This is a genomic window from Novosphingobium sp. BL-S-33 (assembly GCF_056857025.1).
This window is the reverse complement of the sequence record NZ_CM166475.1, coordinates 550,691-574,632: the sequence shown is the minus strand read 5'-3', so window position 1 is coordinate 574,632 and position 23,942 is coordinate 550,691. Positions and strand designations below refer to the sequence as shown.

The window sequence follows — 23,942 nt, the reverse complement described above, 5'->3', positions numbered from 1 at the left end:
AATCTTGGCCATGTCAGCGCTCCACCACGCAGTGACAGCTTAGCTGGCCTGCCGGTCCTTCCTATCGCCCTTGGTGCTTCTTTTGCAGCTTCCCGCTGATCAGCATTTCCGCCAACTGCACTCCGCGTTTTTCCTGATGTCGCTGTGATCTGCCGTGTCCTAGCGTTGCCGAAGCGCGCGGAGGGCGGAATGATGGAAGCAATGAGCGGCGTTTCGACATCGCGGGTGCGGCTCTGGCTCCGCTGCCTTTCAGCGCTCCTGATCGTGCAGATGACGGTAACCGGCTGTGCGACGCCTCAACGCCTTCCGGCAGTTCCAACCGCGATGACGGGCGAGGCCGACCTCGGGATGGGGCAGATCCGCTACTTCGTGCGCCGTGACGCCTCAGGTTTCGAAGCGGAAGCAAAGGCGTCGCTCGCCAAGGAGTTGGCCTATCGCGCCAGTACCGGCCAGACGGGGCCGTTGCCGCCGGTCTATTTTCTCGCCATCTCCGGCGGGGGAGACAATGGCGCATTTGGCGCGGGCCTTCTGAATGGCTGGACCGCCACCGGGACGCGGCCCGAATTCAAGGCGGTTACGGGCGTGAGCACGGGAGCACTGATCGCGCCTTTCGCATTCCTCGGTCCGAAATATGACAAGGTGCTAGAGGACGTCTATACCAAGACTTCACAGGCCGACATATTCAAGATGCGCGGCATGATCAAAGGCTTCTTCAGCGATGCCATGGCCGACACGACACCACTGTACAAACTGGTTAAACGCTACACGGACAAAGCGCTGCTTGATGCTATAGCCGCAGAATATGCCAAAGGCCGATTGCTGCTTGTCGGCACTGCCAACCTGGATTCGCTCGAGCCCGTCGTCTGGAACATGACGGCGATCGCGTCGAGCAAGGATCCGCGGGCGCCCGAATTGTTTCGACGCGTGCTGGTGGCGTCCGCTTCGATCCCCGGCGCCTTCCCGCCTGTTATGCTTGACGTTACTGTCGAGGGGACAAAATATCAGGAGATGCACGCGGACGGCGGCACGATGGCGCAGGTGTTCTTCTATCCCCCGTCGCTTCGCATCGACCAGGCTGGTGGTGTCCAAGGGCGCAAGCGATACCTTTATGTGATCCGCAATGCACGGCTTGATCCAGACTGGGCGAGTGTCGACCGGCGCACGTTGCCGGTTGCGACGCGCGCCATTTCATCGCTTACCCAAACTCAGGGGATCGGAGACCTCTACAGAATTTTCACGACCACCCAGCGCGATGGGATCGAGTATAATCTCGCCTTTATCCCCGCGACATTCAACGTGCCTCATCGCGAAGAATTCGATACCAACTACATGCAGCACCTGTTCGCCACCGGCCGGCAGATGGCGACGGTAGGTTACCCCTGGCAGAAATTTCCGCCCGGTTACGAAAAATGATTGGCTCAGCTGCCGGACGGTTCGTCTGATCTGCCCTTGCAATGGAGCGCAGAAGGCTTTCTGAGCCGCAAATTCGCTAAGGCATTGCGTTGATCATGCATCATTCGCAGAGGGCGCGGTCAACCGGTCAATATTAACCATCGGCGCGGAATGCTATCTGGAACGATCTCTGGGACCGGCCATTATCCCAGCATTCAGGCCTTTCTGGCTGATTATTGGCCTTTGGAAAAGCGGCCTTCCGTTGCCCTGGGCGTCAACGGGAACGTATGGCTGCTACAATGGAGATGCTTCAGAGCCGCGAACGGCAGTTTAGTTGGCGGGTCTAGATGTATACGTCTGCCGCGTAGACGGACATGATCCAGCTGGGCAGATGAGGCAAAGCGAAAATCAGCCGCCCGGCCGAGAAGGTAAGGCAATGGCTTGGAGGGTGATTGAGGCGGGAATTGTCGAAGACCATGCCGCGGTCAGCCTTGCAGATTGCCGCTCGAATGAACGGCATGCCACGCGCGCAGCAGGTGCGGATTTTCTCTTCCGGCACGATGTGTCCCCCTTCTTCCACACGAGCGCCTACACGAGCTACGGATAGCTCCGGCGTATCGACGCCGACATTCATCACGATGACGGTGAAGCCGCTGGCGCGGGCCTCGTCTACGAGCTCAAGCTTAGACGGATGTGAGAAGACGGTCTCGGTTACGAAGTCCTGCCCCTGCGCGAGATACTTGGCTCGGCGCGAGGTGGCGATCTGTGCGGCCTCGTAAGATGCCTCTGGTGATGGATCACGGACTTCGTCACGCTGGATGACGTCAGCGTTTATGAACGGACCCGCAAAGCTGGGTGCAACGCGAAGCTGATAGAGAGTGGACTTGCCGGCACCATTTGGTCCGGCAAGCACTATCATCGTCGGTTTCATGCCTTGCTTGCAGTTTTCTCGCTTATGAGATTACCGGCAGCATCGAGGCCGACGCCGAGGCCAAGCTGCCGCCGACCAGGGAAATAGGGTTTCTCGTCAGGCCCGGGCTGCCCCATCTTTTCGGCGAAGCTGTCGAGCCAGACGTCCTTTTCTTCGCTAGTGAGCGCGGTGGACTCGATTTGCCCCGCCAGGGCCGCTGTGATTCTGGCATGATCAAAATGGCCAGACTGCTCAATCGCGCGACCGATGCGCACCCAATGCGCGACTTGGCCCGCGACGGACCGACTTTGCAGTTCGGATTCGCGACGTACGATCTTCAAGATGTCATCGGCAAGCTTGATTGATTGGGCCACGGATGACCTCTGTATCCGGAGGTGGCATTTTGCCACCTTACTTTCAAGTGTTCGATCCAGTGGCACTCGTCAGGTGTCCTGATTTCGCAAACAAGCGTAATTGGGGCAGCTTGAGTGTACTTACCGGACGTTCGCAATGTCGATGATTGAGGCGCGTTCGGACCCAGTGTTCATCAACCTAGCCGCGGTCGACAGAAACCAGAGCGCCGCGCGAAGATCGGCCTTGTGTGTGGAATCCGATCGCCTGAGCCTATGGCGGGCTATCAGGAAGCCGATTTCTCCTGACAATGGCCACTGTGTCGGCAGCGAAGGTTGGAGGGGAGGGAGGGGCCACGGGCTATCAGTTCCTGAAATTCCGGATCGTGACCAGGATTTCATCAAAGCCTCGCCATCGCTTTGATGAAATCCAACCGGCAGTCGTCCGCGCGGAAAGTCTGAGAAGGCAGCGGCGGCATCCACGACGGATTGCAGGTAAACGCGGCGTTCGAGCGCGGATCAATCGCTGTTTCGCCGCGCGGCTCACCTAGTTCCGCTCCTCAGCACCATTTTCGGCAGGAACGATGACCACCTCAGCGGTTTGCATTCGCATCCACGGTCGATCGTTATCACCCTGGAAACGGAGCCAAGCCGGCCATGCAAAAGCTTGCCGAGAATTTCTGGAATTTCCGCGGCTCGTTCAAGATCGCAAAGATCGTCAATCTTGGCACCCAGATGTCTCTGGTGCGAAGGCCAGGAGGGCGCTTCACCCTTATCGACAGCTACGGCGTGTCCGGTGACGACCGCAATGCGCTGCTCAGCCTTACCGGAAACGGCGATGCAATCGACACGATCATCAACGTCCACCCCTTTCACACGCTGCACTGCGCCGCCGCCCATGAACTGGCGCCGCATGCGCGGTTGTTCGGCACACGGCGGCACCGCGAACGGGCGCCCGAACTACCGTGGGAGCCTGACGCAATAGAGGACCAGACAACGCAGGCCACGTTCCCGGATCTCGACTTTTCAGTCCCTGCCGGGCTCGATCTGGTGACCGCGGATGACGCCGTCCATGCCGCCTCCGTCCTCGTCCGGCACCGGGAAAGCGGCATCGTCCATGTCGACGACACGCTGATGGTGCTGGCGGCTCCTGGCTTGCTCGGCCACGTCCTCTCCCAGTCGCGGCTGCGCTTTCATCCGATGCTGGGAAAGGCTCTGCAGCACCGCCCCGGCGCCGCCGACGATTTTGCTGCATGGACGCGGGCTCTGGCACACAACTGGGCGGAAACGCCGATCGTCTGCGCCGCCCATTTGGCCGTGCGGCGCCTGCGTCCCGGTGCCTGGCACGAGGAAGTGACGCATGCGCTTTCCGCTGCCGCCAGGACACTCGACCGTCACCGCGCGCGTCACGGCTAATGCCGGCACATCCTCCCCAATCCATCGGAAGCACCCAGCCCATGAGCGAGAATCAAGCCCGCACGATTGTCCTGCAGACCGATGTCGCGGTAATCGGCGCCGGCACCGCCGGTCTCGCTGCCGAGCGCGCCGCGCGCAAGAACAGGGCCTCCACCCTGTTGATCGATCCCGATTTCAACGGGACCACGTGCGCGCGGGTGGGCTGCATGCCCTCCAAGCTGCTGATCGCCGCAGCCCGTGAAGCCGCGCGTATCGGGCGAGCGAGCCTGTTCGGGATAGAGGTCGATGGCGTCAGGATCGATGGTCCTTCCGTCCTGCAGCGCGTGCGCGCGGAGCGTGACCGGTTCGCCCGCCTGGTACGCGAGTCGATCACCCGGCTGCCAAAGGACGTGGCGATCCACGCACACGCCCGTTTCGAGGGGCCCGGCCGCCTCATTCTCGACGACGGGCGGCGCGTGGAAGCGCGGGCGATCGTCATCGCTACCGGCTCTGCGCCGATCCTGCCCGCGCCTTTCGCGGCGCTGGGGGAGGCAGCGCTCACCAGCGACACGGTGTTCGAACTGGCGGACCTGCCGAAACGCCTGGCGGTGGTCGGCTCGGGCGCCATCGGCCTCGAACTGGCGCAGGCGTTCGCCCACCTTGGCGTTGAAGTCGCGCTGTTCGACAAGGGCGCGCGCATGGCCAAAGTGCGCTGCAACAAAGTCCATGGCCGGTTGCGCGAGGTTCTGGAAGATGATCTCGCCCTGCATCTCGGCGTCGACGTCATGCCCTATGCGACAGAGCGTGGCGTGCGCCTGAACTGGAGCGGCGCGAGCGAGGGCGAGGCGGAATTTGATAAGGCGCTCGTCGCCGTCGGGCGAAAGCCGCAGCTGGACGGGCTCGATCTCGACAAGGCCGGGCTCGACCTCGACGATCATGGCGTTCCCCTCCACGAACGCACGACGATGCGCTGCGGGGAAAGCGCTGTCTTCCTGGCAGGAGATGCAGCGGCCGATCTGCCGCTCCTGCACGAAGCTTCGCACGAGGGCGCCATCGCCGGCCGCAACGCCGCTGCCTATCCCGCGCCGATCCCGGCGGCGCGCAACACGCCCATTGCCATCACTTTCACCGAACCGGTGCTGGCCACGATCGGCAAGGCGGAAGAGGAGGGGACGGTCACCGGATCGGCGGATTTTTCCGATCAGGGCCGCGCGCGCGTTGACGGGCTCAATTGCGGGGTGCTGACTCTCTACGCCTCAGCGCCCGACGGGAGGCTGATCGGTGCCGATCTGATCACGCCTGCGGGCGAGCATCTGGCACACATGCTGGCCTGGGCGGTGCAGGGCGGCTTAACTGCGACGCAGCTTCTGGCCATGCCCTTCTATCATCCGACCATCGAGGAAGGATTGAAAAAGGCACTCCGCACCATCTGTGCCGCTACGCCCATCGCGCTCCCTCCCGATCAGGATGCCGGTACGCCCGCGGGCGCGTGATGGCCCGCTTCACGAAAGGCACCGCGTGATCTGCCAATTTTCGAGAGCACGACAACCAATTCGGGCGATACAACTGCCTCCAGGACGGGCAGCGCAGAAGCCGCGCCGGGAAAATACCAAACTCGCTCTCTATAATTGGCGTCGGCCTTCGCAACATCTCTTGGAACACCGGGGGCGGCCGAAAGTTCTGCAAGAGAGCTGCTCGAAAAGGTCGGCGCAGCGTTTATATAAAGGAGAGCCCTCATGTTTCGCTGGGCCATCATTTTTGCCGTTGTCGCGTTAATCGCGGCGCTTCTGGGCTTTGGCGGCGTAGCAGGTCTTTCTGTCAGCCTTGCAAAGCTCTTCCTGCTCGTTGCGGTGGTGATCCTGGTTCTTGGCTACTTCTTCGGTCGGGGCAGAAGGATGCCTTGAAGCATGACGGATCGACATATCTCTGTTCGCCAGAGACTGTCGTCCGTAGCCTGAAGTTCCAGATCTTACGGCAGGAGGCTATCGAGTGCGCTCTCCTGCCGTATGATGTGCCCATTCCTGTCCAAAGGGGAGGGGGCGAAATCTGCGTTCCTTGGCCGGCGTCACACGTCGGTAGCGGCGCACGCTTGCGCCGCCGAAATTCCGCGACCTTGGCCTTGTTTCCACAAGCCGAAATCGAGCACCAACGCCGATCACCAGAGCGCAAAGTGTCTACGAATTGGATTGTACAGGTACGCGACTGACATTGGCGAATGTTCGCCGCGTCCTCGCCGCCGAACAGGTGAACGCATTCCTTGCCAGGAATGACAGTAAATCCACGACCGATCCGTTCAGCGTAAGCCCGCCGTCCGCGCCCAGCACTGATCTTGTCGTGAAGCGTTCTCGCGCTCGGCAATCTGCTGCCGCGCATTTGCGAGACTTCATTGTCGTGGTCATATCAGGGTGGCACGAAATCGGTGACAGGACCAATACCAGGACAGCAATTCAGGCTGACGCGCTTTACGCCATCGAAAAGTTGATCTCATGGCTCTCTCCGGATCCGATCTGCGACGACTGCATCAATTGGGCCCTTGTCCTTTCGGCGAGCAATCATTCCGATCAGGTCGTACGCGAACTGGCCGGTGCAAACGGCTTCGAGCGCATAAAAGCCGACTGCAGCCTTTTCGTCGCAATACGCCACGTGACGCGCCGCCCCTGATCATTTCCCGAGACAATCAAACCCCGCGCGGTGCCAAGGGGCGACAAACTGGATTTGCTACCCGCCGACAGTCAGGCCATCTGCCGACGCTGCGAAAAGGCGGGGGCTTCGTTCTCATTGGCTTCGCGCCGAATGGTGCATAGCTTGCTTGCACCTTCCCACAGTTCAGCCGTTCTGCGATCCGCCTCGCGATGGGCAATGATGAGCGCGCCAGTGAGATCCTCGGCCTTGAATTCGATGCGCCTCGCAACGCCCTCGCCATCGTCCGAAAACCGCAGTGTATAGATCTTCATGCCTGACCTCCATCGTTCTTCCAGGCGCTTGCGGACTGACAAACTGCAGCAGCCCTTGAAGAGTTCCCGGCCGGCCAAAGCTGTCCGACATCGGCATACGATGGCTGATGGATCACGCCCCGATCTCCCACACACCCGCGTCGGTCTGTTTGAGCGTACAAAGCTTTCGCGAGCCGTCCCACAGTTCGGCGGGTCGATCGGGCGCTTCTTTCTTGGCGATCAAGAGAGCGAGGCCCGGGTCGGTAGCCTCGAACCTGATATTCTTGGCAAGGCCATGGTGGTCTTCATGGAACTTGAGCGTATAGATCGCCATAGCGTTCTCCATGCGCGGACAATGGCTCGCTTCACCAAAACGACCTGCAAGTTCTCCAATCGAACGAGGTTGCGATCCATTCTCGATGCGATGAATCGACGCTCCTCTGCGGCATACTGCGGGGTTCGGGCGCGGTCGATAAAAGGTCGCAATCCGCGTTTCTGCGGTGTGTAAGGGAAGAGACGCGTTAGCGGTGGGGCTCCCTAGGTATCCGGCACCGCGATGCAGGCCCCATCAAGGCGCCCTTGGTGCTCATTGCGTCTCCGGCTTCGGTTCTGACATTGTTCCCGGATCGGGCCCAATCCATTCCGTAGTGAGGCATTGACCTGGGAAAGTCGCGGTTCCCGCCGCAACCATCGTGAGCGCCTTCTTTCCTCGCCTGCCAAGGCGGGCTCCTCACGGCCGCTGACGCCGCAAACAAGCTGCCAGCGCCTGTCGTTCGTTGAAGCTACGGCCTGACGGTCCGCCGAAACAGCTGTGACTTTGCCTTCGGTTTCCCCACTGCCCGGAAATGGTCCGGGACTAGCAATGCCAATGAGATCAAGAAATGCCTACAATCGGATATCTGACCGGCGTTGGCTCAGCTGCAAGGGTCAGCTTTGCATCGTCTCGATCCGCGAAGAGCCGGGGCGCGGCCAATAACCTCAAGACTGCGGAGGCCCAGCTCGACTTTCGGGTGCTCAAGAGGCTCAGCGACGAACTACGCCAGTAAACCCAGCAGCTTTTCCAGCAGTAGGTTTCGAGCGCCGAGACCTTCCTCGATATTTCGAATTTCGGGACATTGCGGGGAAAGAACAATGCCGTATTCCAGCTGTACCAGGCGGCCGGTCAACAGTATAAGGCCGTTCTGACTGTCAAGACGCTCTATTGCTCGCTCTGGCACGACCTCAAATTTCTGCGCGGCAGGGCCCACAACGCCGCGCTCGATCTGATTCTGGTCTGGCCGCGCGATGGAGAGTGTACCGAGCGTTGTTTCGAGCTACTGCACTTGGCCTATATCTAGGGCCGTTGTTCTCCCAACTATTCGATCAGCATGGCCGAACTGGATTGGGTATTTCAGAGCGTTCAGGTGATTCAAACGGCGGATCAAGAGGATCGCCGTGAAGCCGATTTCTGAAGAGCTGAAAAGTAACCGTCCGGTTGTTACCGCGACGAATGGGCCTTGACGATTTCGAGGGTTTCCGGATCGCAGATGACGTGCTCGAGGAAGAGCTCCCACTCTTCCGGTGAGTGTCGGTTATCGGCAATGAGAGCGCGCAACTCGTCGATGGCGTCTGCCGCGATCGCGGTGCGGTAGTCATCCGGGCCGGAAGAGATGGTGATGATTGATCCGAATGTGAGATTGTCATCGTTGCTTACGATGGCGTCGATTAGGTCAGGGTGTTCCCCCAGGATGCTGGCGACGTAATCGAGCGTGAAGACATGGGACACGACAGCCATCAGACAGCTTTCGTAAGCGGCGTCAGGGGCGCCCAATTCCAGGGAAGCAATTCGGCGAGCTGGTTGATCTTGTGATCGTGGATACGGCCGAGCACGTCGGCGAGATAAGCCTGCGGATCCAGACCGTTCATCTTGGCGCTTTCGATAAGCGTCATAGCACGTGCCAGGGTTTCAGCGCCTGCTTCGGAGCCGGCGAAGAGCCAGTTGCGTCTTCCCAGACCAATAGGTCTCACGGCTCGCTCAGCGGCATTGTTATCAATGGCGACACGCCCATCCTCGGTGAACAATGAGAAGGCTTGCCAGCGCCCCAAGCCATACCGAATGGCGCTGGCCAGGTCGCCCTTGACGGGGATTCGGGTGAGTTGCTGCTCGGCCCAGGCGCGCAACGCCTCGAGTTTGGGTTTGCTATGCTCCTGGCGGACGGCACGCCGAACATCGGCAGGTTTCCCGGCGATTTCGCGTTCGATGTCGTACAACTGGCCGATGCGATCGAGGGCTTCTCGCGCTATTGGGGATTTGTTCGCTTTCCAGATGTCGTGGAAGTCACGTCGCCAATGGGCGAAGCAGGCAGCTTCCCGGAAGCGCGGTTCGCCGTCTGCGCCGGGCTCATATAGCTTCGCATATCCCTTGTAGGCGTCGGCCTGGAGAATGCCGCTCGCATTGCAAAGGTGGTTTTGCACGTGCTCCGCCTTCCAGTTGGGGGCAAAGCGATAGACCACACCCGGCGGTGCCGGCCCGTTCCACGGGCGCTGATCGCAGACATAACCCCAGATCCTGCCTTGCTTCACGCCCTTACCGAGCCCCTTGGCCCGCCTTGTGTGATCCAGCACCTGGATCGGTGTATCATCGGCGTGGATGACGGTGCTGGCCAGGACCGATGCCTCAATACGCTCGATCAGGGGCTGCAGGGTTCGCATCGCCTTGCCGCACCAGTCAGCCAGCGTGCTGCGGGGAATGTCAGCGCCCATACGGGTAAGGATTTCGTTCTGCCGGTACAGCGGCAAGTGATCGTCGAACTTTGAGACGAGCACGTAGGCAAGCAGGCTGCTTCCGGCCATGCTGCCGGGGATCGGGCGGCTCGGAGCCGGCACCTGCACCATTTTCTCACAGCAGCGGCAGGACTTCTTCGGCCGCGCTACCTCGATCACCTTCAGCTTGGCGGTAATCATTTCGATGATTTCGCTCACGTCCTCGCCGACGAGGCGTAACTCGCCCCCGCAATCGGGACAAGCGCTGCCCGGGTCGAGTTCTTTTCGCTCGCGCGGGGTGTCAGGCGCAACACGCGGGCGCCGGGCCATGGCCCGTGCGCTGTCTACGTGCGCAGTGACCTCATCGTCTTCGACATCACTCGGCAAAGCGACGGTTTGTGCCGCGGCGACCAGAATGTCCTCTAGGGCCAGTTCCAGCTGCTCGATCTCGCGTTCGATCTTTTCCGAGGATTTACCGAAGGCCTGTTTCTTCAGTTTTGCAATGCGCAGACGCAGGGCCTGAACCACCAGATCATGTGCTCGGACCGTTGCCGCCAGCTTCGCGTTTTCCGCCTGCAAGTCGGCGATTATCGCCTTCAGCAAAGCTGGGTCTTCGGGAAGATTTTGCGCCGCGTTCAGCATGATCCTGCTTACCAGCCAAGGGCAGGAATATCCATGAAAACAAGGAAATTCAGAAACAAAAATCAGCCCACATGGGCAGGCGGCGCGCCCCAATTTGGGCGCCTCCAGTCGATGCCTTCCCACAGCATTGCGAGCTGGGCCGAGGTCAACCGCGCAGTCCCGTCCGCCGCAGAGGGCCAAGCAAAACGGCCACGCTGCAAGACCTTGTAGTACAGGCAAAATCCCTGCCCATCCCAGTACAGAAGCTTCACCCTGTCGCCGCGTCGCCCTCGAAACGCGAACACCGCGCCGCTGGTTGGCTTCTGTCGCAGCACCGTCTGGGCCAGCTGACCAAGACCAGAGATGCCTTTGCGCATATCAGTGACGCCGCAGGCCAAGTAAACCCGTACGCCAGTTCCCGGCCCTATCACGCCGCCTCCACGCAGCGGATGAGCTGTGTCAGGGAGATGACCTCGATGTCGCTTCCAAAGCGCAAAGTCCGGCCTTTCGTCAGGCGCAGCTCAACCATGGACGTCGCGCCTGGACCAGGGTTGTAGGCAACTTCAGGGGCTCGAACGGCAGGCAAGTCCAGGGGGAGAAAGACAGGCTCGGGGGCGGCTCCCAAGAGCCCGCGCTTCTTCAAATCATACCGCCAAGTATAAATCTGTTGTCGGGTTACATCGTGCCGCTGCGCCACCTCTGTCAGTGTAGCGCCATTCACGCCAACGGCACCAATGATCTCAAGCCGCTGCTGATCCGTCCACCGGCGCCGACGTTCCTGACCCAGTATCTCCGCCCTCATCGCAATCCCCGATCAAGAGACGTCGTTAGCGACGTCGCTATGACCGTCTCTTAAGAGAATATCGCGCCATCAGGCAGGCGGTACCAATCGGACGGTTACGCTGAAAATCGCACCGAATCTGCAAATGAATGACCTTTGTGAAGTCAGGCTTGCAACAATCGTCACCTGATGGACTTGTCCTCCTTTAGGACTTCGGCACATCTTTGCCGCAGGCGGAAAGGCTGGGCAAATGCCACAAGGGAGAGTTTTGAATTTCGACACCAAAAAAGGCTACGGCTTCATCGCGCCGCTCGAGGGCGGGCCCGACTGTTTCGTCCACGTCTCCGCTGTGATCGCATCGGGAATGTGGACGCTCACGACCGACCAGCACGTTTTCTATCAAATACTGATCGCCAGGAATGGCAAAGTCTCCGCGATCAATTTGCGCGGCATTTCTCAGTAGCTGGCGAGGGCCTCCTCGCCCTTTTTCGGATCCTGTTCTTGTTAACGACCGTCACATCCCAGATCGAAGCGTCCATACCTCGAGTGCCTCGCCGACGATCGCACGGATTGCCCGTAGCGGATTGCCCGTAGCGGATGGACCGTGGGTAAGCGAGCTTCAGTGCCCACGTAAGAAAATAGTCCCCCGCTCACAAAAGCATGATCACAAGTAATATTGAGCCAGGTCGATCGGCATTATCAGCTTCGTCACGGCATAGTTAGCGTGGTGGAATTGTAGCAGCTCTCCAGATCGACAGAATCTGCCTGTGATAAAGGCTTCTCCAGAACAACAAACGCAAGGTCATCTCGCAGCGGCGTCCCAAACCGGTTGTCGCCATAGGGAAAGGGCTCGGTCTCGCCTGTCAAATGATAGCCTCGGCGAATATACCATGCGATGAGCGTTTCCCTGACGTTGACGACGGTCATTCGAACGCGACGTCCGCCGCGGATACGAACCATATTCTCTGCGTCAGCGAGGAGTGACCGCCCCAAACCTGAATTTTGACGCTCAGGATCGGTCGCGAGCGAACCAAGGTACCAGACAGCGTTCGTCATCGGCTCCAGCCAGACACATCCGAGGGTCTTGCCGCTCGACGGATTTAACCATTTGAGAAATGCGCCAGGCTTGGCGGCAAGATCAACGCGCAACAGCTGCTCGGTGATGCGATCACCCGAGATATAGCCCGCCTCCGAGTTCCAGCCGGAGTTCGCCTGCGAACCGCGATAGGCGCGGTTCATCAAGGATACGATGCTCGGAATATCCGTCTCGGTAATGACTTCGAACATGCCAGATCCTAGAAGGGGCGGTGACGCCGTCCCGCAAAATGCCTCTATTGTGAACTTTGAGTTCGTCATGTTCTCAGTCGCTCAAGGGTCTTCAGGTCCACTATGCGAGGAGGCTTCACGAAGTCCACACGCGTCCCCATTGCAGCCGAATTTTAACCGACCGGCCTCCGGCAATCCCGGCGCGCTTCAAGGCGGTCCCAATCGCACAATCGGACGGTTTACGGTGCTACCCGATATCGAGCACGTTTAGCGCTTGAGCGGAACGCTGCGATGCGAGTCACAGATCAGTTTTACACGGCGCCTGACGCCAAGATCCGCGCCTCACAGCTTCAGGGTGAAAGGCGACTTGCCGCTCCAGTCAGAGGCGTTGCGCGCAGCTACTGGTTCGATTCAATCGGATGGATCCCCAAGGATTGACGGAAATCTGCGCCTTTGAGGACCAATTCACGGGACTCATCCGTTGCGTTCATACCACTAGCATTGAGCGTTTCCCTGGCCAAGGCCGAGCCTGTAAGCAGGGCGGGCGCATCTTGCACGAGTTTTAATCGATGAGGATTTTGGCGGCCTGGCTTCGGTCTTGCACAAATCGAACGGCTTTCAGGCAGTCTGCCTTGGTGAGAAATCCGTAGCCGCCGGCCATTAGTACGCCGGTACGGTCATGAAGCTGCCACTGCCAATCTCCGCCTGCGTATTGAGTCGATGTTAGCATTACCATTTCAGCGCGAAAAATCTGAAAGTAGGCGGATCTCCGAGGTACGAGGGGAATGGTGAATGCTCCGCCTTCGTTTTCCCATTCTTGGCGCTGAGCTCTATCCGCACCATCTTGATCAAGGAAAGAAATTGCTATTGGCGCACTCTTCCTCGCAATCGAGGCGGGAATGTGTCTGGCAGTGGGTGCTTTTCGCGCCGCGATCTGTTCTTCGATTGCACCAAGGAAATGCTCGGAAAAATGCGCTGTTGAGACGTAATCCTGTTCGTACTCGCCGAGATCGTGCCCGGATCCGAACCGTGCATTGAGCTGCTCGAAAATATTCGGATCATCGTCGGCGAGATGACCGATCAATGCTTGGAGTATGCGCTCGTGGGAGAGGACGCGCCGTTCAAGGGTCGTAACCTCGCGAGGTTTCGCATTGGCTCCGCCTTCCCCCGAATTGGACGGCGCCATCTCGGCTGGAGGGGGGGAGTTGGGTGTTCGCTCGGCTTCCTTTGCAGCGGAAGAAAATGCGGAAAAGGAACGCGATTTTCTGAAAGGTCTGTGGGACATGGGCTTCACCGCTTGAGCGGGAGCAATCAACTCTCAGTCGCGTTTTGCTCGAAATAAGGACGGCGATATATGTTAATTAGGGCGCCTTCTTTAAAATTCAATAATGTCGGAATATTATTTCATATATGATGGATATTTTGAATATTATTTCGTTGCGGTGCCATATAAATCCGAGGTCGCCGAGCCCTACCGTGGGCGAGGAAGTCGCGATTGATCCAAAACCGAATTAGGAAATGAGGGCACGTTCTGCTACGCTCACGTGAACGGTCCTAAGAGCATTTGACGCGGCTCGTCATTGCGGGCCCAGGACATCTCTCGCTATGGCATCACGTTCCCCGTTCAAGCTCGCGGAGGCTGGTATCGGGCAGACGCGCGATGGTGCAATGGATATAGTGCGCAAACTCAATGCTCGTGTAAGCGGTTCGGGCAGGCGGACAATGATGTTTGCGCATGGATTCGGCTGCGACCAGAACATGTGGCGCTATGTCGCGCCCCGGTTCGAGCCCGCTTTTCGCACGGTGCTGTTCGATTATGTCGGAATGGGGCAGACCGATCCGCTTGCCTACGACCCTGTGAAATATGCATCCCTCGACGGATACTGCGAGGATGTGGTGGAGCTGGCCCGCGCGACCGGAATAAGGGGCGGAATCTTTGTCGGCCATTCGGTCAGCGCCATGATCGGGCTGCTCGCCGCTCGTCGTGCACCGGATTTGTTCTCCACGCTGGTCCTGGTTGGGCCTTCACCGTGTTACATTGACGACGGCGATTATATCGGCGGGTTCAACCGCGGGCAGATCGATGACCTGCTCGACTTTCTCGACAGCAATCACCTGGCTGGTCGCGAACCATGGGACCTGTGATCATGGGCAATGCGGATCGCCCGGAATTGGGCGAGGAATTGGCCGAAAGCTTCTGCCGCGCCGATCCCGAGATCGCCAAGCAGTTCGCCCGCGCGACATTCCTGTCCGACAATCGAGCCGATCTGGTTGCGATCGGTGCGCGCGTGCTGATCCTACAGTGCCGCGACGACGTCATCGCACCCCTCAGCGTCGGCCGGTACGTGCATGAGGCGATACCGGGAAGCGAACTGGTCGTGCTCGATGCCACCGGGCATTGTCCAAACCTGAGCGCTCCGGTAGCGACATTCGAGGCGATCCGGGCCTTTGTCTGAGGGGCCAGCCCCTCTGCCCCCCGGCGGTGGGGAAGCGCTTGATTTCGAAGACCTGTTCGAGACGGCCCCATGCGGATACCTCTCTACCGATCGGAACGGCCGCATCACGCGGGCCAACCGAACGTTTGCCAACTGGATCAAATATCCGGCCGAGGATCTGAAAGGGAAGCGTTTCTCCGATCTTCTCGCGATCGGCGGCAAGATTTTCTACGAAACCCACTTCGCTCCGATGCTGCACATGCAGGGCAGCTTCAATGAAGTCGCATTGGACATCGTCGCCGCCGATGGCCGCCTCCTCCCCACACTGGTCAATGCGATAGAGCGCCGCGATCAAGTCGGCCGGGTGAGCTTCATACGTTTTACGGTCTTCCTGGCGACGGAACGGCGTGCCTATGAACGCAACTTGCTGCGCGAGCGCAACGACGCCCAGGAAGAAGTGAAGGCCGCCCACGTTGATTCCGAACTGCGTGAGCAGTTTATCGCAGTCCTGGGCCACGATCTGCGCAACCCGGTCGCCTCGATCGTCAGCGGCATTCGCATTCTTGAGAGGGAAACGCTGAGCGAGCGCGCACGCATGGTGCTGAACCTGATGGACGGCAGCGCCGTGCGCGCTTTTGGCCTCATCGACAACGTGATGGATTTCGCGCGCGGCCGGCTTGGCGGCGGCATTACGCTTTCGCGCGACGCAAACGAGCCTCTGGAACCTACGCTGCGGCAGATCGTCGACGAGGTGCGTTCCATCGCGCCCGATCAGCGGGTCGAGGCGACCTATGCGCTCGACGAGCCCGTCGATTGTGATCACATACGCATCGGGCAATTGCTCTCGAACCTGCTCGGCAACGCCCTGATGCACGGGAGTGAGGAACTTCCGGTCCGGCTGCAGGCGAGGACGGGGCAGGGCAATCTGACGATCTCTGTCGCCAATGGCGGCGAGGCTATCGCGCCGGACACGATGGAACGGCTTTTCCAGCCCTTTCAGCGAGGGCAAGGACGCGGCGGTAACCAGGGCCTGGGACTTGGTCTGCACATCGCATCCGAAATCGCCCGTGCCCACGGTGGGACGCTCTGCGTGCGTTCGGACAATGCCGAGACGTGCTTCACCTTTACAATGCCTCTCGCGCGCGAGCCTGACTAAATTATTCATCGCTGCGAACTTCTATCCGCGGACGGCATTGAACATAAACGGGGCAGCTCCCCGGTAAGGAGAGCTTTGATGCCGAATTACGATTCCAAGTCTACTGTGCTGGTGGTCGAAGACGATGCCCTTGTACGCATGCTGGCCGTCGACATTTTCAGCGCAGAGGGTTTCGAGGTTCTCGAGGCCGGAAATGCCGAGGAGGCGTTGATCATCCTCGATCGACACGAAGCAATATGCCTGCTGTTCACCGATATCGACATGCCCGGAACGCTCGACGGACTGGAACTTGCGCGCCAGGTGCAGCGGCTTTGGCCTCCGGTGCGCATTCTCCTCACCTCGGGCCACCATCACCTTGGTTCGGATTTGCGGCCCGCCGACGGCCAATTCATCCGCAAGCCATGGACTCATCAGAAGCTGATGCAATCCGTCTCGCAGGTCCTGCAAAACTAGTGGCGTAGTGGCGCGGACGCCCCGCGCAATGGAAGGAATTATCATGGCCAATTACGGAACACCCTTCGCGGTGAACTCGAATGGGGACCGATGGTATCTTGTAACGGACCGGGGAGCCGGAAAGCCCCTTGTGCTGCACGAAGCCAGCCCGGCATCCGGTGGGTCACAGACGCTTACCGAGGTTCCGGAATTCCTTAGCAGTGCCGCGAGTACTGCGCACGGCGGCGCGCTCGTCGAAATGATGGAAGCACTGATGATCGAAGCTCTGGGCAAGGCGACCAGTCGCGAGGCGTTTCTGGAAGAGCTTCGCGCCGCTTCGGAGGACGCGGTTGCGGTTGCCCTTGAGGGGGCCAAAGTGAAACTGCCCCTGACGACGTCCTACGAGGCATTGGAATTCTTCAACTGCATGCTCGATAGCCTCACCCAGCAACGAGAGATTGACGATGCCGCAGATGCCTTGCGCATTCCGGTCGGATTCGGGAGCACAGATTAACCCGCGTGCAAATCGTGCTGATCCAGGTTAATTTCGTTCCGGCTTCCGTGTCTTTCTGTTCCAGGCTGCGTTTGGTTAGTGTCCGGACGATCGTCGTTCCGACCTTTTCGACAGGTATGACAATGACCGAAGTCTCTCACGATATTTCAATACTCAACTCTCTTATCGCCACCACCATTGACAGCGTGGATGGCTATAGTGAAGCCGCGAAGGACAGCGACAGCGGGCAATTTGGCGCGCTCTTCACCAGCCGGGCCTCCGAACGCCGCGAAGTTGCCTCACGGCTTCAGCAGGAAGTGGTTCGCCTCGGCGGCAATGCGGAAGACGACGGCACGGTTTTGGCCGGCGCCCATCGAATGTTCCTCAACCTCAAGGCTTCAATGACCGGCCATGATGACAAGGCAATCGTCAACGAAGTCGAAGCGGGCGAAGACCATATCAAGGCCAAGTTCGAGGATGCTCTCGAAGACCTGGACCTATCACCCGAAGTACTCCAGTTGATCGAGACCTGCTACGCCTCCGTAAAGGCAGGCCATGACGAAATGCGAACCATCAAGCATTCGATGCAACGCTAACGCTTGTGCCGGTGGGCCAAAACCCGCCGGCACCGCCTTCAGGGGATTGCGAGGAGCACGCGGGCCCGCGCGATGTCGGAATTGCTTGGCTGTCGTAGTACCTCGAGGCTATCGTCCGTCCATGCGACAAGTCCGGCGCGCTCGCAGGCGGCAAGCCAGCCCGCCATGGGCCACCAGCCCCACTTCTCCCGAAATACGCGTGCGTTGCGAACGATGTCGTCAAAATGCTGGAGAGGCGGCTCGAACATGTCGTGGAACTGATGGAACGCGCCCGGTCCCCCCATGAACAATAACGGGAGATCCGCATTCCGTGCGCGCAAGCCAAAGTCGGTATCTTCAGCGCCGTAGCCGGTAAAGGCCTCGTCAAAACCCCCGAGGTCGAGGAACGTGCCGCGCCGTATGCCGAAGACCAGCGACCAGAACAGTCCTGCATCCTGCACCGGACGCAGTCCGCTGGCAGGGAAACTCCGGGCCGGATGACCCGGAGAGCGGGACAGGAGGTCAGCTTCCTCCCATTGTCCGCGCGCGTCATCCGGACCGAGATAGCGCACTTGTGTACAGACGAGTGCATCATGGTCCGCGATCACGTCCGCCATCGCAGCGACCAGCCCGCGCATGGGAATGCAGTCGACATCGAGAAAAAGCAGCGCGTCTCCTCCAGCTGCATCCGCCGCCATGTTGCGCGCGGCCGCCAATGGAAGCTCATCTTGGAAAAGGTGGAGGATATGGACCGGGCAGGGCGCTTCTCCGACCGCGACCGAAGGCCGGCTGCCCATGTCGACGACGATGAGCTCGCCGGGTATAACCGTGCTGCGGCGCAGGCCCTCGATCAGTTGTGCCAGATGAGCGGGACGGTTCTTCACGAGGGTCAGGACGCTAAGAGTCACGCCAGGATCCGCCAGAGGTCGAGGCGATAGAACGGCATGCGCTGGGCTTCGATCACGTCGACCCGCGCCTCAAGCATCGCCAGGAGCTTCAGGACCACCTCGTCACCGCTCTGGGGGTAATCGGTTTCTCCCGTCCAGTGGACCAGAAGCACGTTTCCGTCCGGCACTACATGAGAGGCCAGCCACCTGGCGGCCTCGTGCAGGTCTGGATCGGCCCAGTAATAGGCGACTTCGGACAGGACTACGAGATCGAATGAAGAGGCAGGTGCTGACCGGGGGAAGGACATTTCGGCAAAAGATACGTTGGACAGCGCCGCACATCCTGCCCGTGCGGCCTGCAGTGCCGTCACGCTGACATCTACTGCCAGCAGCTTGCGGCAATATGGCGCCAGCGCCCGCGTCAATGCGCCCTTCGCACACCCGAGTTCGAAACCGCTCTCGTAGACCCGGTTGTTTAGGGCGCGAATGGTATGGGCGTGTTTGCCGCGCTCGTACTCGCTCGTTTCCAGGTCCCATGGATCATCGGTCTGCCTGAACATCTCCTCGAAGTAATCGGGGGGGAGGCTGGTGGACGGTCGGATCATCGGGATCTCCGCAGAAACAGGGTGTCGGATGCGGGCATGCGCTGGCGTTGGGCAGGCAACCGGAAGCCGGGGCCATGTAAGGGCGTGAGTTGGCTGCGATGCGCGCGCAGGGCCTGTCGCCGTTTCCCGATCGGCATCGCCTGAGTGTTGAGTGTCCGGTAGTCCCGCGCAGGAGGGGAACTTGCCCAGACGCGGTACTCCGCCACAAGGAGCCGGCATTTCGCACTCGCGCGCACCGCATAGGCGACCCCGGCCGCGGCGGCATGGTCGCAGTGGGGTTCGTGCCGCGCGGTCACGGCGATGGCGTCTACTCGGAGACGGCGACAGAGGGCGGCAAGTGCCGAGACAGTCCGGGCGAATGCTATGCTTTCGGGGGCGGTCGGGGCGGCGTCGGTCCAGCCGAGATGGATGGGCGGGAAGCTGCGGCTCCCGGTCAGCCGGAACAGGGCTAAACCCGCCTCCCGTTTTCGCCGCGATGAAAGGCCGGCGCGCTCTACGTGCGACCCCGATCCATCGGTCAGGTAGACAAGCGCCGCGAAATGGCCGCCGAGCGCGGCTTGTGCGATGAGCGCGCCTGCCCCCAGCGTCTCGTCGTCGGGATGGGGGGCCAGCACCAGCCAGCGCAAAGCCTGGTATGGCCGCCGGGCGAGCGACAGATCTACCACAGCCTATCTCCATCGCCCCAGGCGTCACGGTCGAGCCATGTAAGAGCCGCCTGATCGCGCGCGTGGTCAGCTCCGGCCTGACGCAGGTAGAGCGCGAGGTCGCGGCAGATCTTGTCGATGCGCTCCCCGTCCATCGCGCTGCGGGTGCCAACGATCCGCGCGGAAAGCTCCATGACGTCAAGCGCGGCGCGCTCGACCACGCCGCGTGTCATGCGGGCGAAGGCGGGTCCGTCCTCGTCATCCCGCGCCGCGCGCATCGCGCATTCGCGGACCCAGAGATAGGCGGTGCGGGCAGCCGCGACGCAGTCTGCAAACTTCTTCCTCTGGAGAGGATCGCTACGCGCGGAATCGGGTATCGCGAGCCGTGTCTCGGAGACGAGCGCCTCGATCCCCCCTAGCTGAACGGCGGTGAATCGCCATGCCCCGGCAGTAAAACGCGGATCTCGATCGTAGTCGCCGGGAAGGCCCAGCAGGTCGATCTCCTCTACAGCCAGTCCCGTCAGATCGTAGAGCCCGCTATTTGTCGCTCGCATGCCGCGAACGCGCCACCCAGTGCAATCGGCGCGGCGCGCATCGTTGGCACGCACAATTATCAGCCGCCGCGAGCCCTCAGGGGGCTGCGCCGTGACAAGGGCAAAAGCAAGTCCGCCCGCTCCGCTGGCGAACGACTTGCTGCCGCTAAGCACCTGCTTGCCTTCACCATCGTGCTCGATGACGACGCCCGGCGGTGGTTCCGTCGCCCATATCCCGTATAACGCGCCTTGCTCCAACTCGCGTTCGAGCCGGGCAGCCTGTGCTGGGGTGCCGTACCATTCGAACAAGGCGAGGGCGTTAACATGGCCTTCATAGAGCCGACCGAGGCTGAGGTCGGCACGGCCGACGATGCGCAGAACGTCCAGCAGCGCCCGGTACCGGGCAGACGTATCGGTGAAGGGCGTGCCTCCGCTGGCGGGCGCCGCGAAATCGCGGTGCAGCCCTGCGGAAACAAGACAGCCGATGCTGTCTATCGGAAACACCGGCGCAGCATCGTAGCGCGCGCCAAGCTCGGCAATGCGCGTCGCTATCGCCGCAGCGCGCGTCGCCGGCCCCGGTCGATCGGATGTGGCAAGGGTGGAAAGCATTACGCCGAGTGCTCCAAAAAGCGGGTCTGGCTCGCCTGCTCGGCGAGCCAGACCGCTGCCTTTTGCGCACCGCTGGCATCGTGGAGCGCGCCGAGGGCTGCGAGAGGTAGCCGGAGTGCCTGTTCGATCAGCTCGGGCCAGCGCTCGGCCGCTGGCCATGCCGGAAGGACGATCGCGGCTCTCGCTGCCGCGAGGCCGGCGGCTATGGCATCCTGTTCGTCAAAAGGCCGGCTAGCGGGAATGCATATGAAAGGCCTCCCGGCTGCCATCACCGCGCCGACCACGCCGTCGCCGGCTGCACCGACAACAATCGCAGCGCGCGCAATCTCGCGCTCGGGCGTATGGCTCCAACCGGCGAAAGTCAGATTGTCAGGCGGATTGAGGGGTACCTGGGCGGGACCGATCACGCGCCATTGCCATTGCGGGCATGCGCGGGCTGCGGCAGCGATGCGGTCTCCCTCGCCGGGCGTCCCGCCGCGCCCGAATGCGATCAGGACGCTGCAATCTACAGGTACGTCGCTTGCGGGCGGGCAGACGATACCGGGAAAGTAGCAGGTCTTTTGCCGCACCCATTGCGCAGTCGAAGGTTCCTCGAGATCGGCATGAAAGGGGGCCAGCAGCGCACGCGCTGCGCGAAATGCTTCGAGATGGGCCGCGTCGTTTCGCTTGCCGTTAAGACGGACGTAGAGCGTGGGCACCGATGCCGCGCGCGAGATCATCGCCATCTCTGCCGAAACGTCCACGACCATCAAGGCTGGTTCAGCGGATGCGATCCACTGGGTGAAGCGGGCAACGCGGGCGCGCACACCGCGATGATCGATCGGAGCATAATGCAGTGCATGTGGGCGACATTCGGCATTGTCCTGCCCATCCCACCTGCCCGGGACCAGGCAGTCATCGGCGAGCTCTACGCCCGCCTCGCCGACGCCCGTCCCAAGCAAGACAATCGGCCAGTCGCTCGCAGTCTGAATGGCCACCGCGCGCGCGAGATGCCCGGCGCCTTGGTGATGGACGTAATAGCCGATCGGACGCCGCCTCATGTCGCGACCTCGAGCACCATGTCGTCGGGCATGGGATCAAGCGAAGGCTCGAGCAGGGCGATCCGGGCGTTGCCATCCGGTTCGCTGCGTAGCTTTCGGCGCCAGAGCGCACGCAGTCGCCAGTGCTCGAATGCCGGGGCTCGGGGCTGGCCTTGACGAACAGCGTCCTGGAAGAGCGCGTCCATGTGACAACTCATGCCTCCATGCGCTCTGCCATCGCGGCGCGGAGATACGTAAGTGAAGACGTCCTGCGGATGAACCAGTTTTCCGCCGGCAGCGACGGCCGCAGCGACAAGCGCAAGGTCTTCTCCTGTCGGCAACAGCGGCACCCCGCCGCATTTTGCGTATAGCTGCGCGCGGATCGCCAACGAGGCACCCGTATGATCTCCGTGGCGAGGAGGCGGATCCCACGGCAGCGGGTCGATTGCATCCTCTATCCTGCGCACAATTTGCCAATAATTCTCCCAGGCATCCCGAATTTTCGCGACCTGCGGCGGCAGAGGCTCGAAGGGGTCAATCGCAAGGTCGCCACCGACTATGTCCGCTCCGCAAAGCATAGCCCGCGATATACGTTCCAGCCATTCGGGAGGGGGTCTCGTATCGGCATCCGTGCTGACCAGAACAAAGTGCCGATCAAGAGCGCGTAATGCACTTCCCTTGTCCATCGCCATCCTGCGAGCCGATCCCGCATGAGCCATCGCTTCCGGAAACGTCACTTGCTCGACGTGCAGCGACAGTCGGCCCTCGTGCCGCGCCTGTTCCCGCCTCACAACATCAAGACTATCGTCACTGGAATTGTTGATGACGATCGAGACCGGAATCAGTCCTTCCCACGTCTGGGCAGCAAGAGCGTTGAGCAATGTCGTCAATCTGCGCGCTTCATTGCGGGCCGGGACACACACGCAAAATTCCATGCCGCCGCGCCGGGCCTTGGATACCATGTCAACCATGAGGCCCTCCGGCACAGGAGCGCATCAAACTGGAAGCGCCAACGCAGCTCTGAATGGCGGGGTCCGTAACTGCCGAACGCGCTTTCCCGTTGGGGTGTGCAGCGATGCGATTGCGGTACAGGGTCTCGTAGTTGCCCACCATTTGCTGCGAATCACATAGCCATTCGGCGCGGGCACGGCAGTGGCTGCGCTTCAACGACAATGCCGCAAGCCCCGCTGCGGCGAGCGAGGCAACGTCATCGGGCCGGGCCAGGATACCGCTGTTCGCGTCGATGATTTCGGGGATGGCTCCGCGGGCGAAAGCCGCCACTGGGACACCGCACGCCAGCGCTTCTGCTACGACAAGTCCGTAGGGCTCGTCCCACATCGGTGTGCACAGGAAGGCTCTCGCACCGCCGACGAGACGCGCCAGATCGGCGTGGGCAAGATGACCGATATACACCGTGTCCGGCCCGAGCCGGGGAGCGATGCGGGTGCTGAAATAATCGGGGTCAAGGATCGGCCCGGCAATGCGCAGCGGCAGGCCGATCAGCCGCGCTGCATCGATGGCGAAATGCAGGCCCTTTTCCGGTACGATCCGCCCGTACCAGACGAGATACCCCGCCTCATCGGAAATCGGGCGGAATGCGAAGTTCTCAAGATCGATCCCGTTCAGGATTACCTCGTCCACTTTGGCGACATGTGCCCAGAACGCGGCGACCGCCTGCGAGACGGCGACGAAGGCATGGTTTCGTGCCGAACATAGCCGTACGCCGCTCTCCAACCAGCAGAACGGCGGAGTGTGCAGCGTGGTGACCACGGGCATCGGCAGCGTGTCCGCCAACGTCACCGGAAGGTAATGGAGCGAGTTGTTGTGGATCAGGTCAAAGTCACGGTGCCGAAGGCCGTTCATCAGGCTGAGGTAGGCATGATGCTCCGTGAAGAACGCCACGTCGCCCGCTTCCGTCGTGCCGACCGCGGCAAGCGCGGTCTCGGTGCAAATCGCTTCCAGTCCCAGGCGGCGGTCGGAATGGGTCGAGGCGAATACCGTCACCGCGTGGCCGCGCTTGCGCAAGGCGCGTGCCAGGAGGTGGGTATGCATCTCCAGCCCGCCGGCGAAAGGCTCCGCTATGGGGTGGCGCAAATGGGCAATAATGCCGATCCGCAAACGCGGCTCTCGCGGACCGCCCGGAGACGGCGATATGCCGCCTCCG

At 60.9% G+C, this 23,942-nt stretch carries 29 protein-coding genes; 12 read left to right on the top strand and 17 right to left on the bottom strand.

Annotated features, from left to right (window positions below; genetic code table 11):
• Positions 1–189 precede the first annotated feature (189 nt).
• Positions 190–1,413: a patatin-like phospholipase family protein gene (locus AC1VVM_RS19290; protein WP_482905397.1), complete on the top strand. Its 1,224-nt coding sequence runs from the start codon at positions 190–192 to the stop codon at positions 1,411–1,413.
• Between the two features lie 322 nt (positions 1,414–1,735).
• Here AC1VVM_RS19290 and AC1VVM_RS19285 read toward each other — a convergent pair whose 3' ends face one another.
• Positions 1,736–2,323, bottom strand: coding sequence for an ATPase (locus AC1VVM_RS19285; protein ID WP_482957121.1), 588 nt, complete (start codon positions 2,321–2,323; stop codon positions 1,736–1,738).
• Positions 2,320–2,676 carry a TA system antitoxin ParD family protein gene (locus AC1VVM_RS19280; protein ID WP_482957120.1) on the bottom strand — a complete coding sequence of 119 codons (357 nt, stop codon included), beginning with the start codon at positions 2,674–2,676 and terminating at the stop codon, positions 2,320–2,322. The genes AC1VVM_RS19285 and AC1VVM_RS19280 overlap by 4 nt, the downstream gene beginning before the upstream one ends.
• Positions 2,677–3,309: 633 nt before the next feature.
• On the opposite strand from AC1VVM_RS19280, the gene AC1VVM_RS19275 reads away from it, so the two are divergent.
• From AC1VVM_RS19275 to AC1VVM_RS19260, 4 genes are all read left to right on the top strand, one after another.
• Entirely contained in the window at positions 3,310–4,068 is a 759-nt protein-coding gene (locus AC1VVM_RS19275; protein ID WP_482957119.1) for a hypothetical protein, read from the top strand.
• 41 nt (positions 4,069–4,109) lie between these two features.
• Entirely contained in the window at positions 4,110–5,540 is a 1,431-nt protein-coding gene (locus AC1VVM_RS19270; protein WP_482905393.1) for a dihydrolipoyl dehydrogenase, read from the top strand.
• Positions 5,541–5,783: 243 nt separating this feature from the next.
• Positions 5,784–5,951: a DUF1328 domain-containing protein gene (locus tag AC1VVM_RS19265; protein WP_482905392.1), complete on the top strand. Its 168-nt coding sequence runs from the start codon at positions 5,784–5,786 to the stop codon at positions 5,949–5,951.
• Between the two features lie 304 nt (positions 5,952–6,255).
• Positions 6,256–6,708, top strand: coding sequence for a hypothetical protein (locus AC1VVM_RS19260; protein ID WP_482957379.1), 453 nt, complete (start codon positions 6,256–6,258; stop codon positions 6,706–6,708).
• 71 nt (positions 6,709–6,779) lie between these two features.
• Here AC1VVM_RS19260 and AC1VVM_RS19255 read toward each other — a convergent pair whose 3' ends face one another.
• The 6 genes from AC1VVM_RS19255 to tnpA form a co-directional block, all read right to left on the bottom strand.
• Positions 6,780–7,001, bottom strand: coding sequence for a hypothetical protein (locus AC1VVM_RS19255; RefSeq protein WP_482905389.1), 222 nt, complete (start codon positions 6,999–7,001; stop codon positions 6,780–6,782).
• Between the two features lie 112 nt (positions 7,002–7,113).
• Positions 7,114–7,314, bottom strand: coding sequence for a hypothetical protein (locus AC1VVM_RS19250; RefSeq protein ID WP_482905388.1), 201 nt, complete (start codon positions 7,312–7,314; stop codon positions 7,114–7,116).
• A 1,143-nt stretch (positions 7,315–8,457) separates the two neighbouring features.
• On the bottom strand, positions 8,458–8,754 hold the full coding sequence (locus AC1VVM_RS19245; protein WP_482955962.1) for a hypothetical protein: 297 nt from the start codon (positions 8,752–8,754) through the stop codon (positions 8,458–8,460).
• Positions 8,754–10,364, bottom strand: coding sequence for an IS66 family transposase (gene tnpC / locus AC1VVM_RS19240; RefSeq protein WP_482955963.1), 1,611 nt, complete (start codon positions 10,362–10,364; stop codon positions 8,754–8,756). Before tnpC ends, AC1VVM_RS19245 begins: the two co-directional genes overlap by 1 nt.
• A gap of 62 nt (positions 10,365–10,426) precedes the next feature.
• On the bottom strand, positions 10,427–10,774 hold the full coding sequence (gene tnpB, locus AC1VVM_RS19235) for an IS66 family insertion sequence element accessory protein TnpB (protein WP_482956898.1): 348 nt from the start codon (positions 10,772–10,774) through the stop codon (positions 10,427–10,429).
• Positions 10,771–11,145, bottom strand: coding sequence for an IS66-like element accessory protein TnpA (gene tnpA, locus AC1VVM_RS19230; protein WP_132392949.1), 375 nt, complete (start codon positions 11,143–11,145; stop codon positions 10,771–10,773). The genes tnpB and tnpA overlap by 4 nt, the downstream gene beginning before the upstream one ends.
• Before the next feature lie 247 nt (positions 11,146–11,392).
• Here tnpA and AC1VVM_RS19225 point away from each other — a divergent pair, with 247 nt between their 5' ends.
• Positions 11,393–11,587 carry a cold shock domain-containing protein gene (locus AC1VVM_RS19225; protein WP_482905387.1) on the top strand — a complete coding sequence of 65 codons (195 nt, stop codon included), beginning with the start codon at positions 11,393–11,395 and terminating at the stop codon, positions 11,585–11,587.
• Between the two features lie 245 nt (positions 11,588–11,832).
• Here AC1VVM_RS19225 and AC1VVM_RS19220 read toward each other — a convergent pair whose 3' ends face one another.
• Positions 11,833–12,411 carry a GNAT family N-acetyltransferase gene (locus AC1VVM_RS19220; RefSeq protein WP_482905386.1) on the bottom strand — a complete coding sequence of 193 codons (579 nt, stop codon included), beginning with the start codon at positions 12,409–12,411 and terminating at the stop codon, positions 11,833–11,835.
• Between the two features lie 541 nt (positions 12,412–12,952).
• On the bottom strand, positions 12,953–13,675 hold the full coding sequence (locus AC1VVM_RS19215) for a hypothetical protein (protein WP_482957118.1): 723 nt from the start codon (positions 13,673–13,675) through the stop codon (positions 12,953–12,955).
• A 320-nt stretch (positions 13,676–13,995) separates the two neighbouring features.
• On the opposite strand from AC1VVM_RS19215, the gene AC1VVM_RS19210 reads away from it, so the two are divergent.
• From AC1VVM_RS19210 to AC1VVM_RS19185, 6 genes are all read left to right on the top strand, one after another.
• Entirely contained in the window at positions 13,996–14,535 is a 540-nt protein-coding gene (locus AC1VVM_RS19210) for an alpha/beta fold hydrolase (RefSeq protein ID WP_482957117.1), read from the top strand.
• A 2-nt stretch (positions 14,536–14,537) separates the two neighbouring features.
• Positions 14,538–14,846: an alpha/beta fold hydrolase gene (locus AC1VVM_RS19205; RefSeq protein WP_482957116.1), complete on the top strand. Its 309-nt coding sequence runs from the start codon at positions 14,538–14,540 to the stop codon at positions 14,844–14,846.
• Positions 14,839–15,981, top strand: coding sequence for a PAS domain-containing sensor histidine kinase (locus AC1VVM_RS19200; RefSeq protein ID WP_482957115.1), 1,143 nt, complete (start codon positions 14,839–14,841; stop codon positions 15,979–15,981). The genes AC1VVM_RS19205 and AC1VVM_RS19200 overlap by 8 nt, the downstream gene beginning before the upstream one ends.
• A 78-nt stretch (positions 15,982–16,059) precedes the next feature.
• Positions 16,060–16,434, top strand: coding sequence for a response regulator (locus AC1VVM_RS19195; protein WP_482905384.1), 375 nt, complete (start codon positions 16,060–16,062; stop codon positions 16,432–16,434).
• A 43-nt stretch (positions 16,435–16,477) separates the two neighbouring features.
• A complete protein-coding gene (locus AC1VVM_RS19190; RefSeq protein ID WP_482957114.1) occupies positions 16,478–16,927 on the top strand; it encodes a hypothetical protein in 450 nt (149 codons plus the stop codon).
• 122 nt (positions 16,928–17,049) lie between these two features.
• The gene (locus AC1VVM_RS19185; RefSeq protein ID WP_482905382.1) at positions 17,050–17,502 is read left to right on the top strand and encodes a PA2169 family four-helix-bundle protein; all 453 of its coding nucleotides are present in this window, start codon (positions 17,050–17,052) and stop codon (positions 17,500–17,502) included.
• A 38-nt stretch (positions 17,503–17,540) separates the two neighbouring features.
• On the opposite strand, the gene AC1VVM_RS19180 is transcribed toward AC1VVM_RS19185, so the two are convergent.
• Genes AC1VVM_RS19180 through AC1VVM_RS19150 form a run of 7 tightly spaced genes read right to left on the bottom strand, consistent with a single transcriptional unit; the run spans position 17,541 to position 23,896 of the window.
• Entirely contained in the window at positions 17,541–18,389 is an 849-nt protein-coding gene (locus tag AC1VVM_RS19180; protein ID WP_482957113.1) for a glycosyltransferase family 2 protein, read from the bottom strand.
• Positions 18,386–18,973, bottom strand: a complete 588-nt coding sequence (locus AC1VVM_RS19175; RefSeq protein WP_482905380.1) for an SAM-dependent methyltransferase — start codon at positions 18,971–18,973, stop codon at positions 18,386–18,388. The genes AC1VVM_RS19180 and AC1VVM_RS19175 overlap by 4 nt, the downstream gene beginning before the upstream one ends.
• A complete protein-coding gene (locus tag AC1VVM_RS19170; RefSeq protein WP_482905379.1) occupies positions 18,970–19,638 on the bottom strand; it encodes a PIG-L deacetylase family protein in 669 nt (222 codons plus the stop codon). The genes AC1VVM_RS19175 and AC1VVM_RS19170 overlap by 4 nt, the downstream gene beginning before the upstream one ends.
• Positions 19,632–20,759 (bottom strand): acyl-CoA dehydrogenase family protein, encoded by a 1,128-nt coding sequence (locus AC1VVM_RS19165; protein ID WP_482957112.1) that lies wholly within the window; start codon positions 20,757–20,759, stop codon positions 19,632–19,634. The genes AC1VVM_RS19170 and AC1VVM_RS19165 overlap by 7 nt, the downstream gene beginning before the upstream one ends.
• Positions 20,759–21,799 (bottom strand): glycosyltransferase, encoded by a 1,041-nt coding sequence (locus tag AC1VVM_RS19160; RefSeq protein ID WP_482905377.1) that lies wholly within the window; start codon positions 21,797–21,799, stop codon positions 20,759–20,761. Before AC1VVM_RS19160 ends, AC1VVM_RS19165 begins: the two co-directional genes overlap by 1 nt.
• Complete coding sequence (locus AC1VVM_RS19155) at positions 21,796–22,749, bottom strand: glycosyltransferase family A protein (protein ID WP_482905376.1); 954 nt, start codon at positions 22,747–22,749, stop codon at positions 21,796–21,798. The genes AC1VVM_RS19160 and AC1VVM_RS19155 overlap by 4 nt, the downstream gene beginning before the upstream one ends.
• A complete protein-coding gene (locus tag AC1VVM_RS19150; RefSeq protein ID WP_482906755.1) occupies positions 22,742–23,896 on the bottom strand; it encodes a glycosyltransferase in 1,155 nt (384 codons plus the stop codon). The genes AC1VVM_RS19155 and AC1VVM_RS19150 overlap by 8 nt, the downstream gene beginning before the upstream one ends.
• Positions 23,897–23,942: the final 46 nt, after the last annotated feature.

What these genes read in the sequence shown, in the direction of transcription:
- AC1VVM_RS19175 (WP_482905380.1), bottom strand. Translation starts at nt 18,973, where the DNA reads ATGATCCGACCGTCCACCAGCCTCCCCCCCGATTACTTCGAGGAGATG.
- AC1VVM_RS19155 (WP_482905376.1), bottom strand. Translation starts at nt 22,749, where the DNA reads ATGGTTGACATGGTATCCAAGGCCCGGCGCGGCGGCATGGAATTTTGC.
- tnpC (WP_482955963.1), bottom strand. Translation starts at nt 10,364, where the DNA reads ATGCTGAACGCGGCGCAAAATCTTCCCGAAGACCCAGCTTTGCTGAAG.
- AC1VVM_RS19210 (WP_482957117.1), top strand. Translation starts at nt 13,996, where the DNA reads ATGGCATCACGTTCCCCGTTCAAGCTCGCGGAGGCTGGTATCGGGCAG.
- AC1VVM_RS19165 (WP_482957112.1), bottom strand. Translation starts at nt 20,759, where the DNA reads ATGCTTTCCACCCTTGCCACATCCGATCGACCGGGGCCGGCGACGCGC.
- AC1VVM_RS19245 (WP_482955962.1), bottom strand. Translation starts at nt 8,754, where the DNA reads ATGGCTGTCGTGTCCCATGTCTTCACGCTCGATTACGTCGCCAGCATC.
- AC1VVM_RS19285 (WP_482957121.1), bottom strand. Translation starts at nt 2,323, where the DNA reads ATGAAACCGACGATGATAGTGCTTGCCGGACCAAATGGTGCCGGCAAG.
- AC1VVM_RS19205 (WP_482957116.1), top strand. Translation starts at nt 14,538, where the DNA reads ATGGGCAATGCGGATCGCCCGGAATTGGGCGAGGAATTGGCCGAAAGC.
- AC1VVM_RS19160 (WP_482905377.1), bottom strand. Translation starts at nt 21,799, where the DNA reads ATGAGGCGGCGTCCGATCGGCTATTACGTCCATCACCAAGGCGCCGGG.
- AC1VVM_RS19265 (WP_482905392.1), top strand. Translation starts at nt 5,784, where the DNA reads ATGTTTCGCTGGGCCATCATTTTTGCCGTTGTCGCGTTAATCGCGGCG.
- AC1VVM_RS19290 (WP_482905397.1), top strand. Translation starts at nt 190, where the DNA reads ATGATGGAAGCAATGAGCGGCGTTTCGACATCGCGGGTGCGGCTCTGG.
- AC1VVM_RS19185 (WP_482905382.1), top strand. Translation starts at nt 17,050, where the DNA reads ATGACCGAAGTCTCTCACGATATTTCAATACTCAACTCTCTTATCGCC.
- AC1VVM_RS19275 (WP_482957119.1), top strand. Translation starts at nt 3,310, where the DNA reads ATGCAAAAGCTTGCCGAGAATTTCTGGAATTTCCGCGGCTCGTTCAAG.
- AC1VVM_RS19270 (WP_482905393.1), top strand. Translation starts at nt 4,110, where the DNA reads ATGAGCGAGAATCAAGCCCGCACGATTGTCCTGCAGACCGATGTCGCG.
- AC1VVM_RS19255 (WP_482905389.1), bottom strand. Translation starts at nt 7,001, where the DNA reads ATGAAGATCTATACACTGCGGTTTTCGGACGATGGCGAGGGCGTTGCG.
- tnpA (WP_132392949.1), bottom strand. Translation starts at nt 11,145, where the DNA reads ATGAGGGCGGAGATACTGGGTCAGGAACGTCGGCGCCGGTGGACGGAT.
- AC1VVM_RS19220 (WP_482905386.1), bottom strand. Translation starts at nt 12,411, where the DNA reads ATGTTCGAAGTCATTACCGAGACGGATATTCCGAGCATCGTATCCTTG.
- AC1VVM_RS19250 (WP_482905388.1), bottom strand. Translation starts at nt 7,314, where the DNA reads ATGGCGATCTATACGCTCAAGTTCCATGAAGACCACCATGGCCTTGCC.
- AC1VVM_RS19195 (WP_482905384.1), top strand. Translation starts at nt 16,060, where the DNA reads ATGCCGAATTACGATTCCAAGTCTACTGTGCTGGTGGTCGAAGACGAT.
- AC1VVM_RS19190 (WP_482957114.1), top strand. Translation starts at nt 16,478, where the DNA reads ATGGCCAATTACGGAACACCCTTCGCGGTGAACTCGAATGGGGACCGA.
- AC1VVM_RS19215 (WP_482957118.1), bottom strand. Translation starts at nt 13,675, where the DNA reads ATGTCCCACAGACCTTTCAGAAAATCGCGTTCCTTTTCCGCATTTTCT.